At 34.0% G+C, this 13,770-nt stretch carries 15 protein-coding genes; all 15 read left to right on the top strand.

Features of this window, described 5'->3' with window-relative positions:
- Nucleotides 1-162 precede the first annotated feature (162 nt).
- The 15 genes from H7U19_RS02320 (at nt 163) to H7U19_RS02390 (ending at nt 13,746) form a co-directional block, all read left to right on the top strand.
- Nucleotides 163-828, top strand: coding sequence for a DUF6134 family protein (locus H7U19_RS02320; RefSeq protein WP_186558221.1), 666 nt, complete (start codon nt 163-165; stop codon nt 826-828).
- The gene (locus H7U19_RS02325) at nt 825-1,487 is read left to right on the top strand and encodes a CPBP family intramembrane glutamic endopeptidase (protein WP_186558222.1); all 663 of its coding nucleotides are present in this window, start codon (nt 825-827) and stop codon (nt 1,485-1,487) included. The genes H7U19_RS02320 and H7U19_RS02325 overlap by 4 nt, the downstream gene beginning before the upstream one ends.
- Before the next feature lie 3 nt (nt 1,488-1,490).
- The gene (locus tag H7U19_RS02330; RefSeq protein ID WP_186558223.1) at nt 1,491-2,477 is read left to right on the top strand and encodes an NAD-dependent epimerase/dehydratase family protein; all 987 of its coding nucleotides are present in this window, start codon (nt 1,491-1,493) and stop codon (nt 2,475-2,477) included.
- Nucleotides 2,474-3,244 (top strand): SDR family NAD(P)-dependent oxidoreductase, encoded by a 771-nt coding sequence (locus tag H7U19_RS02335; protein WP_186558224.1) that lies wholly within the window; start codon nt 2,474-2,476, stop codon nt 3,242-3,244. Before H7U19_RS02330 ends, H7U19_RS02335 begins: the two co-directional genes overlap by 4 nt.
- 93 nt (nt 3,245-3,337) lie before the next feature.
- A complete protein-coding gene (locus tag H7U19_RS02340; protein WP_186558225.1) occupies nt 3,338-3,730 on the top strand; it encodes a hypothetical protein in 393 nt (130 codons plus the stop codon).
- Nucleotides 3,731-3,877: 147 nt separating this feature from the next.
- Nucleotides 3,878-4,081: a hypothetical protein gene (locus H7U19_RS02345; protein ID WP_186558226.1), complete on the top strand. Its 204-nt coding sequence runs from the start codon at nt 3,878-3,880 to the stop codon at nt 4,079-4,081.
- 394 nt (nt 4,082-4,475) lie between these two features.
- On the top strand, nt 4,476-5,021 hold the full coding sequence (locus H7U19_RS02350) for a hypothetical protein (RefSeq protein WP_186558227.1): 546 nt from the start codon (nt 4,476-4,478) through the stop codon (nt 5,019-5,021).
- A 204-nt stretch (nt 5,022-5,225) separates the two neighbouring features.
- Nucleotides 5,226-5,876 carry an outer membrane beta-barrel protein gene (locus H7U19_RS02355; RefSeq protein ID WP_186558228.1) on the top strand — a complete coding sequence of 217 codons (651 nt, stop codon included), beginning with the start codon at nt 5,226-5,228 and terminating at the stop codon, nt 5,874-5,876.
- Nucleotides 5,877-5,883: 7 nt separating this feature from the next.
- Nucleotides 5,884-6,144 carry a hypothetical protein gene (locus H7U19_RS02360; RefSeq protein ID WP_186558229.1) on the top strand — a complete coding sequence of 87 codons (261 nt, stop codon included), beginning with the start codon at nt 5,884-5,886 and terminating at the stop codon, nt 6,142-6,144.
- Between the two features lie 123 nt (nt 6,145-6,267).
- Nucleotides 6,268-7,287 carry a thiamine-phosphate kinase gene (locus H7U19_RS02365; protein ID WP_186558230.1) on the top strand — a complete coding sequence of 340 codons (1,020 nt, stop codon included), beginning with the start codon at nt 6,268-6,270 and terminating at the stop codon, nt 7,285-7,287.
- Nucleotides 7,288-7,292: 5 nt separating this feature from the next.
- A complete protein-coding gene (locus H7U19_RS02370; RefSeq protein ID WP_186558231.1) occupies nt 7,293-8,564 on the top strand; it encodes an aminotransferase class I/II-fold pyridoxal phosphate-dependent enzyme in 1,272 nt (423 codons plus the stop codon).
- 1 nt (nt 8,565) lies between these two features.
- Nucleotides 8,566-9,621, top strand: coding sequence for a DUF3419 family protein (locus H7U19_RS02375; protein WP_186558232.1), 1,056 nt, complete (start codon nt 8,566-8,568; stop codon nt 9,619-9,621).
- A complete protein-coding gene (locus H7U19_RS02380) occupies nt 9,618-10,559 on the top strand; it encodes a GNAT family N-acetyltransferase (RefSeq protein ID WP_186558233.1) in 942 nt (313 codons plus the stop codon). The genes H7U19_RS02375 and H7U19_RS02380 overlap by 4 nt, the downstream gene beginning before the upstream one ends.
- Nucleotides 10,556-12,802 carry an efflux RND transporter permease subunit gene (locus tag H7U19_RS02385; RefSeq protein WP_186558234.1) on the top strand — a complete coding sequence of 749 codons (2,247 nt, stop codon included), beginning with the start codon at nt 10,556-10,558 and terminating at the stop codon, nt 12,800-12,802. Before H7U19_RS02380 ends, H7U19_RS02385 begins: the two co-directional genes overlap by 4 nt.
- Nucleotides 12,802-13,746 (top strand): diacylglycerol/lipid kinase family protein, encoded by a 945-nt coding sequence (locus H7U19_RS02390; protein ID WP_186558235.1) that lies wholly within the window; start codon nt 12,802-12,804, stop codon nt 13,744-13,746. The genes H7U19_RS02385 and H7U19_RS02390 overlap by 1 nt, the downstream gene beginning before the upstream one ends.
- Nucleotides 13,747-13,770: the final 24 nt, after the last annotated feature.

The raw sequence follows: 13,770 nt of genomic DNA on the forward strand, positions 1-13,770 counted from the left end.
CTTTGAGTAGCATTTGACAGGAAGATTTCTGTAGAGCGTTTCAACCTCTTTGGTCAATCTTCATTTAAAAAAGGCTGTTGGCACAATATGTTGCCAAAATCGGCCAGGCATATTAATAACTAAAAATTACTAGTCATGATACCCATGTTAATATTATACCTTTTGAAAAAGCTAAGATCAAGCTCGTCCGGTTCCAAGAAATGGAACTTAATAAAGAAATTGTCCTTAAAACTTAGGATACTGGGAGTACTGTTATTCCTCACTGCTTCGTCCTATGGAAATGAGACGAAACCAATACAACAGATCAGTTATAATGTGGTAAGAAACCAGACGGTAATTGGTACTTTAAAAGTGACCTGCGGGATGGAAAATAGTGCTACTATTTATTATTTGGAAAGCAATATTGATGTAAGATTTATTTTAAGATTTGTCATAAAGGGAAAGGAAACCTCCGTTTACAAAAATGGAGTCATGGTATATTCTTCGGTGTTCAGAAAAGTGAATAATACGGTGAAGGCCAATCATAATGTGGTTTATGAAAATCAAAATTATCACGAAAAAAGTGCGAATACCACCAAAGTTCTGGACTTTGAAACCATTCAGGATAACCTTGTGAAATTGTATTTAAATGAACCGAAAGGGATCAAAAATGTGTATTGCGACAACATCAGGCGAATAGTACGGTTGGAAACACTTGGCAATGGAAAATACAAAGTAGATTTTTCGGATGGGAAGTACAATATATTCCATTACAAAGATGGGAAATGTGTTAAGATAGAGGCCAATAGTACCTTGTTCAGTGTCACTTTAATACCTGTTTTGTCATGATGTCCTCTCAAACAATATGGGTGATTATCGGCGTTGTTTTCCTGACATATTTTGCGGTAAGCTGGGTTTACAAAGGCTTGGGCGTGGTCAATCTTGAAAAGGCACTCTTTAAAAGCGACGGTCTCAGGCTTTTAAATTTGCAACATGCACTTGGTATTGTGCTTTTCGGGGTGCTCTTTTATCTGCTAATGCCACAATATAGGCATTTGATTGGTGTGATTGAGATGCCAAGCATACAAATCCTCATCCCTTACATCGCCTTGTTAGCATTATGTGCGTGGATATCGAGAACTTCGGCAAGTAGTGCGAACCACTTTAACGAAAAGCAGAGCCATTATAATTCTTCCGATGGATGGGTATATTTTTCATTGCGGTTTGTGTTCCTGTTGTGCTACGAATTCTTTTTTAGGGGCGTTTTACTTTTAGCCTTGATAGAACAATTTGGGCTGATCCAGGGTATTGGATATTGCACCTTTGCCTATTTGATCATTCATCTGTTCGATTCAAAAAAAGAGATCATAGGCACCATTCCGTTTGGTATTGTGCTTTGCATTTTGACCTATGAAACGCAGTATGTCTGGTATGCATTTTTAATGCACTTAGTGCTTTCCGCAGTTTACGAACTATCAATTTTTCATCATCAAACCTTAAAAACATAAATCATGAAAGTTTTATTAACAGGAGCAACGGGTTACGTAGGCCATCAATTGGCCTTGGCCTTGGCGAACCAAAACATTACGGTACATGCCCTAGTGAGGGATCTTCATTCCGAAAAGGCACCAATACACCGCAATATCATACTTATTAAAGGTGATATCTGTGATTATGGGTCTATTGCAAAAGCGATTGAGGGCTGTGAATATGTTTTCCACAGCGCGGCCTTTACCAATCTAAAATGCAGAACTATTGATTCCTTTTACAATACCAATGTGCTTGGTACTGAAAATGTGCTTAGAGCTTCCGTATTCGCTGGAGTGAAAAAGGTAATTTATACAAGTACGTTGTCGGTTTATGGGCCGTCATATAATGAGGTGCCCATCACGGAAACACAGCCAAGAATAGCATCTTTTGCTAATGATTATGAGCTCACCAAAAGCATGTCGGAAGAATTGGTGCAAAAGTATATTAAAGAAGGACTTTCCTGCATTATTCTAAACGTCACTAAAGTGTACGGTCCCGGGGTGGCCACCTTTTCGAGTGGGGTGAACAAACTGATCAGTATGCTGGCAAGGAAAGACTTTTTAATGGTACCGGATAAATTAAAGAGTACCTCCAATTATGTTTTTATTGATGATGTGGTGAAGGCCCATATTTTGGCGATGAAGAGCCATCGTAACCATGGGAAGTACATTATAGGCGGGGAAAATGTCAGCTATCAGCAACTCTTTTCATTAATAATGAAACTGACTCGGAGGAATGTTCGAATTGTTAAAGTACACTTTGGGCTGGTAAAGTTGTTTTTTTCAATGGTATCGCTATTCCAAAGGGTAATCAGAATCGCTCCGTCTATCACTCCGAAAATGTTGGATTTCCTTTTTGTCAATCGAATCGCAACATCCGACAGGGCAAAAATGGATTTGAATTATAGAGCCACACCCTTGTACGTAGGGCTTAAGGAAACGATTAATTTTTTAAAACTGGCACCATGAAACCATATACCTTAATTACAGGAGCAAGCACTGGATTCGGAAAATCGCTCGCTATAGAATTTGCACAGCAAGGAATGAATTTAGTCATAGTAGCGTTGCCAAATTCCGGATTGTTGGAATTGGGTGCGTTCCTAAAGTCAAATTTTGAAATTAATGTAATAGCCCTTGAAATGGATTTGAGCAATAAGGAAAATTGTTTGGCGCTATACGAAAGTGTAAAAGCCCATAATGCCTCCATAAAGTATCTCATCAATAATGCGGGCGTACTCAGCAAGGGCTATTTTGAGGATTTGCAAGAGGACTACATGTTGACCCAAATAGGGGTAAATGTTACGGCACCAACCTTATTAACCAAGTTGTTTATAGAAGATTTTAAGACCAATGCGCCTTCTGGAATTTTGAACGTCAGTAGCATGGCCAGTTTTTTCAATATGCCCAAAAAGCAGGTATATAGTGGAACAAAAGCATATCTGCTATCCTTTTCAAAAAGCTTAAGAAAGGAAATTGGCAAATATGGCATTTGGGTGTCGGTGGTATGTCCCGGGGGCATGAATACCACCACGGGCCTATGCATGCAAAACAGACGGCTAGGGTGGTTGCCCAGAACTTCGATACTAGATCCGGAAGATGCCGCCAAGGAAACGCTAAAACGCTTCTTTATGAAACAGGAACTGATTGTCCCCGGAAAGATGAACAAGGTATTCATGTTTTTGGATACCATAGTGCCACGGGCCATTAAAAGTAGGCTTACGGCAAATGTAGTTTGAGGTCTTCCAAAAGAGACTTCGTCAAAACCGTTTTACAACGAATAGCCCTATCCTTGCTTTTCAATGCTATTAAACATAAAAAACAAGCAAACGATGAAAACACAAGTGCTGACTTTCGTAATGCTCTGTATGCTGAATCTTGTTTGGGCGCAAGACCTTAGAAATGCACCTAAACATGATGTATCGAATAATCCACCAAAATTGAAAGTGAGCAACAGGTTGTTGCTATTTGAATGGATGGATTTAGGCTTGAGACCCCAAATTGGAGGGCTGTTTTCGAAAACATTTAATGATATAGCCGAGAATCTGACGTGGCGGGATTTTTATGATGATTTTGATTTTGGGATAAAACTGAACTTAAAGTGCAGATTGAATGAGGCCATGGGTCTAAAATTCGCCTACAATATGGGCATGCTCAACTTCGACGGCAATTTGGGGACTCTTGAGGGCTATTACATGCAAGTTTCGGTGGCATATCGCTTTTAATACCTCGTTTAATTATGAGGTTGCAAGAATAGTCCAAGGCTTTGACAGAATAGTAAAAGTGTTTCAAAGAGGGTCAATATAAATTTGTAAGAGCGCCCTATAATTTTATGAATAATAAATAATTACCAACCAAAAACAGTTACTACTATGAAAATTAAAAAGCAAAATAACAATCTTGCATTTGTAATAAGTCTCATTGTGCTTTTACAAAGCTGCACGGTTTATCAATCTGTACCAGTTTCAATGGAAGACGCCGCCTCGCAGGATATAAAAGCAAAAGTAAAACCACTACAGGCATTAACCTCAAATACAACAACATTGTATTTGAGGACGGAAAATATTACGGTATAAAAAAAACAAACGATAGACTTGGTAAAACGGTGTTAAACCCCGAGTATATTCATGAAGTTAAATTGAAAAACAAACCGCTTTCAACTGTTATGACTACCATGCCTCTAGTGGCTATTGTGGTTGGGCTGGTTTTGGTTATTAAATCAGGGATTGAATCAAGGTTGCCTTTTGCTGATTGTGAAAATTGTAATTAACTCTATTGTAAGCTAAGGCTTATCAAACAAAAATTTCAGGTATTCGTCCATTTGTCTTGGATTTGATTTTCAGTTTTAAAACCAAAGTTTTCATATTTAAAATTGAATAATAAATCCGCATATGTATCCTATACAATCGCCTTTAAGAACGATTTTATAAAATGAAAATATAAAAGTAATAGCCATTAAAACTAGTAATTATGAAAACAACGGGAAATACTTTCAAACTAATACTATTATGCGTAGCACTCTTAAATAGTTTTAACACACATGCTCAAAAAAAAAATAAAAAAGTGAAGATTTACAAAGTTTGGGTGGTACTTGCAAATAAAAGCAAACAAAAGGGTTTTTTGTATGCTGTTGATGATCAATCCTTAAAGATTATACGTGATTTATCATTAGAAAACGAAAGTGAAATAATAATGATTAAAGCCGAAGATATTTATCAAATAAAGATTCAAAGAAAAGGAAAAATGGGGAGAAGCATTTTGATTGGCGGACTATCTGGAGGCTTGTTGGCTTCTTTGGGTTCTTCAGGGACTAATGATGATGACGCTCTTGTGGTTCAGGTCTATGGGGAGGCTGCCAAAGCCGGGTCAATTGTTTTAGGCACGCTTGTAGGTACTTCATTAGGAGCAATAATTGGCACAGGCAAAAAGAAATTTAAAATTTCGGGTGATGTGGCTGTCTTTAAATCAAAGCAAGAAGACCTAAGTAGGTGCGCTATTATAAAGAGATCCGAATAAATTAAGAAAAAGTTACTACTCATATTTTTGGTGAGGCAAGATTTACTAACAAAATGTCACAAATTATCCTTTATGCGGGTTCTAGATAATGATTGTGAAGATAAGTTAGTTATTACAAAGGGAGGTGAAATAGAAAAAGAGAGAGCATACGAGACTGCTCATCCTAGGGATTGTAAAAAATAGTAACCTTTAAAACTATTAATTATGAAAACAATACTCATGATTATATGCCTGAGCTTATTTTCTGGCAAAGTGGTATCACAAACAAAAGAAATTGTAAATCCAAAAGGGAAATGGTTTTTTGGAGTAGAATTGGGTACAAACAAAATTAATTCTTCCCCACAAGGTGAGTCTAAAACTGCTTTTCAAGGTGGGTTTTTAGCAGAATACTATTTTGCAAAACATTGGAGTTTGTCTGGCAAGATAAAATATTTTGAAACTGGTGTTTCGTTTTTTCAATCAGGTTCTAGTGGGTTATTTGGTCCTGGTACTGATTTGTACTCAGGAACCTTTGAGGGAGCAGTAATAGCAATACCGTTTAGTTTAAAATGGGAGTTTAGGATTTATAAAAATTTAGGAGCAAATCTTAAAATGGGTTATGCGCTTAATATAGAAACTAAAAGTACTTATAGGAATTACTCCAGTAATTTATCAACTGATTATACAAAACAATATGGAAGTCTTACTCCAGGAGTTGGATTAAACTATTTTATAAATAAAAAAACGGCTTTATATTTTGATGTAGAATCATTTTCAGGAAGTAATAAAGGTCATGCTGTAAACTCTTTTGGAAGAATAGGTTATAATTTAAAGAATGTTTTAATGAGTTTCGGAATAAAACACAGCTTTAAATAATCATAAAGTGAAAACTATATTAAAATTTATTACAGTTATATTTTTTTTCGCTACATGTTTAGGGTGCTCTAAAGGTTCAGATATAACTTGTGGTACGGTAACCGATTTTACCTTTCGTCAAATTAGTATAACTACTGGCGGTTATGTTTTTAAATTAACGGTAAAGTTGCCCGATGGTTCAATTAGGCATGATTGGGTAGAGGCTGATAGAATAGATAGTGATGCTTATAAAGTTGGCGATGAATATTGTGGTGACCTACTTGATTAGCCTTAACTAAATATTATGTTACAAATTACTTGTTTATATTTAAGATGAAATAAAGTAAATTTAATGAAAGTGTATTTTTATTAACTACCTTTTTATGGTTTAAAAAAATCAAAAACGTAATACGTGAGCAACAATAAAATTATAGAAAATGAAAATATAAAATTAATTGCAGACGCCTTTAATAGAGCACCACTTCAGCTTAATGCCATTTTTGAATGTGATGCCGAATTGATTCGCTTTGATAATGACAAGATTTTAGCGATGACTTATGATGCTATTGTTGAAGAAATAGAACAAGGGCTATACACAGATAATTACCAAATAGGATGGATGGCAGTAACAATTAGTGTAAGCGATTTGGCCGCTGTTGGCGCTAAAACTTTGGGGCTATTGTTGGATTTAAAAATTCCGAATGAAATCGATGCTCTTAGTTTGGAAAATTTGCAAAAGGGAATAAACGATGCTTGTAAGTTTTATGGGTGTCATATATTAGGTGGTGACACAAATACAAATAGTATACTTCAAATTGGAACAACCGCGCTTGGGTTTTGTGAAAACAAGCTAATGAGAACAGGCATGCAAACATCAGATGTTTTATATGTTTCTGGTAAAATGGGATTGGGCAGTTCTTACGCCTATTCTCGGTTTATTGATGGCGCTGAAACTGAGTATCTGCCAAAAGCAAAAATTAAAGAAGGGCAACTGTTAAGCGAGTTTGCCAGTTCCTGTATTGATACCAGTGATGGTCTGTTTCCAGCAATATGTCAACTTATGGAAATAAATAATTTGGGTTTCAACCTTAAAATTCCATTAAAGAACTTGCTCCACGATACTTGTTTAAAAATTTCTGAGGAAAAACAGCTACCTCATTGGATTTTTTTGTGTGGCCCACATGGCGAATACGAACTTGTATTTACTATTCCTGAAGATAAAAGTAAAGCGTTTGAAAATGAAGCAAAAAATATGAATTGGAAACCTATTAAGATAGGAGAAGTTAGTAACAAAGCAAAAGTATTAACTAATGCCGATGGTTTGTTGTTAAATGTTTTTGAAACAACTAACCTTTACCAAAAAAAGCATATTAATAGTCCAGAACAATACATGTTGGAGTTATTGAAACTAGATAAAGAAATAAGATTATGAGAAACTTGTTGAAAGAAACGCTAGAAGAGAAAAATGATTTATATCATTTTGAAAAAGCAAATAAAAACAAATCATTGAAAGCCAAAAGTTTCAATTTTAATGGTATGTTAAATACTTTAGAAACAAACAAGCAATTCACATATAGACGAATAGTTGTATCAGCTACGGGAAGAACAGTATTTATATTTGATAAAGAACTTAAAAAGGAACGCGAAATGTTAATGTTCGCCTCCAATAACTACCTTGGTTTTGCGAATCATCCATATATAAAGGAAAAAATAATAACTGTTTTAAAAAAATATGGGACTGGTGTTGGTGGGCCTCCGTTACTGAATGGATATACTTTACTGATGAAAGATTTGGAAAATAGACTTTCGAGTCTGAAAAAGAAAGAGGATACCCTCATTTTTCCATCAGGATATATGGCCAACTTAGGTTTGGTTTCTGCTATTTCTGCATCTCATAATAATTTTGTTTTAGATAAGCATAGTCATGCGTCATTATACGATGGTATTAAACTCAATAATGCTAATTTTAATACTTTTAAGCATAATGATTTAGAGTCGTTAGAGGACGTATTGCAAAAGCTGGAGCCAAAAAATTATCAAGATGTTTTTGTTTGTGTTGAAGGTGTTTATTCTATGGACGGAGATTTGGCAAAATTACCAGCAATAGTTGATAAGTGTAAAAAACATGAAGCGATGCTTGTTTTAGATGATGCTCATGGTACGGGGTTGTTGGGTGAAAATGGTGGTGGTACGGCCGAATATTTTCAAATGGAGAAAGAAGTAGATATTTCAATGGGTACCTTTAGTAAAGTATTTGCGTTAACCGGAGGTTTTTTATCTGCCGATAAAGACATTATAGACTACATTAGGTATTTTTCCCGGCCATATGTGTTTTCGGCGGCGCTTCCACCAGTTACAATAGCGTCTGTTTTGGCTGGGTTAGACCTTGTTGAAAGTGAGCCTTGGAGGCGTAAAAAAGTTTTAGAAAACACTAAATATGCACTTAGTAAACTTCAAAATTTTGAGTTAACCGCAGATCCCCAAGCGGCAATTATTTCGGTTAGAGTGCCTACATGGGTTAATATTCGGGAGGCAAACGTAGCGCTTGATAAGATGGGCATTTTTCTTAACTCCATCGAGTTTCCAGCTGTATCTCAAAATGATCAAAGATTTAGAATAAGCATTTCGGCAGAACATACCTTAGAAGATATTGATAAATTGGTAACTTGTCTAGAAGAAGTTTGGCATAATTCAGCTAAAAATTCTTGATATGATATGGTATTCTCATGTTAACGAAGACTCCTCGCCCGAAATAGTTTATAGTAAAGCATATAATTCAATAGTTGCTGTTATTGGCAGCGGTGAGCGACTTATCACATTGCTTGATAATGCCAATTTAAAACAAGTTTTTGCCGTAGATACAAATTCTGATGCCATTGAATTATTAAAATTAAAATTGATAGCATTAACAGAGCTTGATGTAGAGGGCTATTTGGGGTTTATAGGTGCTTCTGAAATGTCTGCGAATGAAAGGATGACGTTTTTTATGAAACTCCAAAATAAATTGGAGGCTTCTACAAAGAATTATTGGGACAAAAATCATCGTTTTATCAAAAAAGGCATACTTAATATTGGTCAATATGAACAATTTTTATCTAAAGCTAGGCCATTATTAAATGGATTTTTAGGTCCATCGTTTTTAAATATGTTTAATCAGGATTATGAAAGTTTTTCAAAATTCAGATGGAAAATTGTAAAACGTATATTCTCAAAAAAAATAAGCTATATCGTATTGGGCAATAAGGATCCTGCTTTTGTTGGAAAGGGAGTTGATAATACTATTGTTACTAATGGCTTTCAAGAATTAATTGATAAAAAAGAATTCCATAAATCGTTTATGGCTCATCTTATTTTTATTGGGTCGTTAAAAAAAATGGATGTAGAGTTTTTGCCACCTTCTCAGAACCCGAAAACGTTAAAAGTTATTCAAGACAAATTAAGAAAAAAGGAGATTGAGATACAGTTTGTAAATAATGACGTATTGAACTTTATAGAGGATTACGATTTCAATTCGCTTAATTCTAACGTATTTTTTTCAATGTCTGATATTTTAAGTTTTCATAAAACAGACTATGTTTTAAAATGTATAAATGCCCTGCAGATTAATAAAGCTTGTAAGAGTGCCTTTTTGTTCAGGTCTTATTTAAGAAATCATATAGATGCCAATATAATCGCAAAAATTTCGGCTTTAGGCTATAAGGTTGAAGATGTCTCAGATATGGACCGCACCAAAATGTACAAGGTTCATTTATTAGAAAAAGCATGAGCACTTTAGAATATAAAATAATCCCTTATTCGCAAAGCTACGAGAGTGCTTTACTTGCCTTAGAAAATGATGCCCCTCAAGGAAGGTGGATTCAACTCGAAATGATTAAGGACTCTTTTAAAAGGCGCTCTGAGAATTTTGAAAAGCACCAAATATATCTTGCGGTTGATTTTAAAGGGAAGCTATTGGGTACACTTGCCGTTTCTATTGTGCCAATCACTGTTAATGGTGAGAAAATGAATGTTGGGTATTGCTATGATGTCAGAGTTGCGAAACATGCCAGAGGGCATGGATTGACAAAAAAAATGGGAAAGCATGCTTACAAAAATTTTTGTTTACCCAACAAAGTGTCCAATGTATTTTTGACTATGAAGAAAGGAAATAAGGCGGTACAAAAATCAGCTGGAATTTTAGGTTTAGCGCTTTATAAATACCCATTTGCGTATCTCACAATTCCAACCAGTAAAAGACTGAAGAAAAAACAAAACCAATCAACTCCTGAAAATTTAACTACAACTTCTGAATTTTGCAGTGAAGCGTCAGAATCTTTTTTTCACAGTTTTAAAGGAGAACCACGAGTTTGGAGAGCTGACTTAATCTATCGTTTAAAAATAAGAAAGCTTCACTTTTTGATTAAGTTTGTTAATTACATTTTGGCACTTTTTAGTGCAAAGAGCAAACAACTTCCTAATGAAGGGGATGAATTGTGTTTTGGTATTTTGGCATATGATAATATGCCAACAAAAGACGAAATCAACTCAATATTGGCTCACCTTCAAGAAGAAAATATTGGATATTTACTTGTAGCATGTACTAAGAAATCAAACCTGTATTCACTTTTAAAACCTATTGCTATTAATAGTTATGCCTACGAGATATGTAGCACTTTTCCATTAGATTCAAATGATAGTATTAGTTTAGACGTAAGGTGCTTATGATAAAACTTTGGATTAAATACCGATATATTTTACTGGTAATTGTAATTGCTCTTACGGTGTTTTCTCTATCGATTTTAAGTCAGTTAAAATTTAATACAGATTTTTCGCATTTTTTCTCAGAAAATGATCCTGAGTATACTTTTTACAAAGAAATTAAACCTCAATTTGGCGATACTAAAAATATAATTGTGGTCGGCTTAGAAAGTCAGAAGCCTTCTTTAGATAAAGCCTTTTTAGAAACTTCTTATGGTTTTATTGATAGTTTAAAGCACCTCTCTGAGATAAGAAAAGTGAGTTCGTTAATGGACCTATCCTATCCATATGATACGTTTTTCGGTTTAACGCGAATAGATTATTTGAATAAAAATGACAGTGCTAAACTGGAAACAGATATCAAAAAAGTTTTTGATGATTATGAATGGACACAATATTTTATCAATAAAGAAGGTAACACTTTATTTATTTGGTTAGAAGTTGAAGATGATTTAGATAAGGATGAAACAGTTGTATTATTAAATAGGCTAAAACATATAAGAGAAAGCCTTGCATTAAACTCATATATCATGGGTGATAAGTACCTTGAAGCTTCCTTTAAGGACTTGCTTGCTAAGGAAATAAAAAGCTTTACACTTTGGTTTTTTGTTTTTTTGATAGTTTCACTTGTTTTAATATTCAGGAAATTTATTGCAATAGTATTTCCACTGATTGTGGTTTCCATTTCGCTTATTATTTTTTTGGGAGGTATGACATTCTTTAATAGGCCTTTGGGTATTATGGCCAATTTATTTCCGGTAATAATACTAATTATAGGGATTTCAGATGTTATTCACATGTCGTTTAAATACAATGTATTCAGAGCCAATGGGATTCATCAAAAAAAAGCGATTCATGATACATTAAAAGAAATTGGTCAAACCACATTTATTACCTCCTTTACAACAGCGGTTGGTTTTTTTGTAATGTATATTTCACCAATGCCAGCAATACGAGAATTTGGTTTTGAAGCTGGATTGTCAATACTTTTAGCCTATATTTTGACTATTTCTCTGGTGCCAATATTTTTCTTGGTACCAAACAATAATTTAGCTTTTTCATCAAGTAGATTTTTTGAAAACTTGTCAAAAAAGGTCATCAATAAAGCACGCGGATTTCAAAACCATCCAAAAAAAGTTATAGCAACATATTTCATTCTATCACTTATTTCTATAGTATCAATTTTTAAAATAAACACAAATAATTTCAAACTATCAAATGTGCCTATGCAAAGTGAACTTGCAAAGAATTACTCTTTTTTTGAGAAAAAATTTGGTGGTTCCAGAGATTTTGAACTCTTATTATTGGCAAAAGAAAATGTTCAGCTAAACAATCCTGAGATACTTAAAATGGGCTTGAATATTCAAAACTATCTTGATAGCTTGGAATATATAAACTCGGTCAAGTCACCAATTTTATTTTATAAATTACTTCATAGAGCATATCGGCCTTCTGATTTTAAAACGAATCCCGTCCCTGTCGATAAAAAAAGTATACTAAAATATGATAAGGATATTAATACAATAAATACTGATAACTATTTATTTAACAAGACTCATAATATTTACAAGTTTTCAGGTAGAATGAAAGATTTAGGGAGGCTAAATGTCGCTAAGAGGAATAATGAAATTTTAAATCATGTAAATACTTTAATAGATATTGCAAAAGTAGAGGTGAGACTTTCTGGAAGGGATTATTTGATTGATAGAGCACATCAAGAGCGCATAAAAAATATGTTTTATGGATTAATATTGGCTATTATTACAGTTGCAATTACCTTAGGTTTTATATACAAAAACGTGGTGCTCGTTTTTTTGACTTTGTTATTAAATCTTATTCCAATTTTAATCGTTGCGGGTACAATGGGGCTTACAGGTTTGGAGTTGCGCGGGGCAACATCAATAATCTTTACCATAGGATTTGTTATTGCTATTGATGATACGATTCATTTTCTGAGTAGTTTTCAATTAGAAAGAAAAAAAGGGAGTAGTGTGGAATATGCCATTTCAAAAGCTTTAGAAGAATGTGGAAAAGCAATCTTAGGAACAAGTTTAATTTTAGTTGGTGGATTTGGAGTATTAGTTTTTTCAGATTTTATGGAAGTGTTCACACTAGGAATTCTAATAGGAATTACTGTATTTATAACACTAACGGTAGATTTAATTTTGGCACCCGTAATGATGTTAAACTGGTTTAAGAAGTATATATAATGAAGCCAAATAAAATAGCAATATTAGTTAATCTGGATGCGAGACAAGGTAAGTCGGCCAAAACTTGGAAGAAAATATATTCTAGCGTAGTTGAGGTTTTTCCTGAAAATACAGAGATAATTACCTTTAAACCTCCCTGTGATTTTGATGCTTTGTTGAAGGAGTTATATAATGATAAAGGTGTTGATGGGTTTATTAGTGCAGGTGGAGATGGTAGTTTGAATTATATGATTAATGTGCTTTTAAACTTGGTTGATAACACTTCCAGGCCAGTATATGTTGGAGCAATAGCTTTGGGCTCTAGCAATGATTTCCATAAACCCCATACTTCTTATATTATGGGTGTGCCAGTAAAAGTTAACTGGGATAATTGCCAATTATCTGATGTTGGAAAAATCACCTATCAAGATGCTAAAGGAGACTTAAATACAAGATATTTTATAATAAATGCCGGTATTGGTATAACTGCTGAAGCCAATTATAGGTTTAATCATCCTAAATCAATTCTAAAATTTCTTAAAAGAAATTGGGTAGATGCGGCTATTTTTTTTGCAGCTGTAAAGACTATTTTTTTATATCGAAATTATCAAGCTGAATTATTAATTGATAACGAAATTAATGAAAGCATTGTGTTATCCAATTTATCCGTAATCAAAAACCCAAATATTTCTGGCAGTTTTAGATATGAACAAAACATAGTTTTCAACGATGGTTTTTTAGGTTTAAACTATTGTGATGATATGAACAAATTTGAACTTTTAAGAACGCTTATTGGCTTAGTGAAGGGTCGCTTCAAAACTAATGCAAAAAGAAAAACATATAAATTAAAAGACTTAAAAGTTTCGTTTAATGAGCCTAGACCTGTGGAAGCGGATGGAGAAGTTTTTGTTACAAAACACTGCAGTTTCTCTGTGATTCCAAAGGCTATTTATATTATGAAATAGAGTTGCAAATAGTAGTAGAAATAA

Origin of the sequence: Hyunsoonleella aquatilis, assembly GCF_014270105.1 — a bacterium.
GTDB lineage: Bacteria > Bacteroidota > Bacteroidia > Flavobacteriales > Flavobacteriaceae > Jejuia > Jejuia aquatilis.

Bases quoted from the DNA above. Each gene is read 5' to 3' on its own strand.
- H7U19_RS02325 (WP_186558222.1), top strand. From the start codon at position 825: ATGATGTCCTCTCAAACAATATGGGTGATTATCGGCGTTGTTTTCCTG.
- H7U19_RS02330 (WP_186558223.1), top strand. From the start codon at position 1,491: ATGAAAGTTTTATTAACAGGAGCAACGGGTTACGTAGGCCATCAATTG.
- H7U19_RS02335 (WP_186558224.1), top strand. From the start codon at position 2,474: ATGAAACCATATACCTTAATTACAGGAGCAAGCACTGGATTCGGAAAA.
- H7U19_RS02340 (WP_186558225.1), top strand. From the start codon at position 3,338: ATGAAAACACAAGTGCTGACTTTCGTAATGCTCTGTATGCTGAATCTT.
- H7U19_RS02345 (WP_186558226.1), top strand. From the start codon at position 3,878: ATGAAAATTAAAAAGCAAAATAACAATCTTGCATTTGTAATAAGTCTC.
- H7U19_RS02350 (WP_186558227.1), top strand. From the start codon at position 4,476: ATGAAAACAACGGGAAATACTTTCAAACTAATACTATTATGCGTAGCA.
- H7U19_RS02355 (WP_186558228.1), top strand. From the start codon at position 5,226: ATGAAAACAATACTCATGATTATATGCCTGAGCTTATTTTCTGGCAAA.
- H7U19_RS02375 (WP_186558232.1), top strand. From the start codon at position 8,566: ATGATATGGTATTCTCATGTTAACGAAGACTCCTCGCCCGAAATAGTT.
- H7U19_RS02380 (WP_186558233.1), top strand. From the start codon at position 9,618: ATGAGCACTTTAGAATATAAAATAATCCCTTATTCGCAAAGCTACGAG.
- H7U19_RS02385 (WP_186558234.1), top strand. From the start codon at position 10,556: ATGATAAAACTTTGGATTAAATACCGATATATTTTACTGGTAATTGTA.
- H7U19_RS02390 (WP_186558235.1), top strand. From the start codon at position 12,802: ATGAAGCCAAATAAAATAGCAATATTAGTTAATCTGGATGCGAGACAA.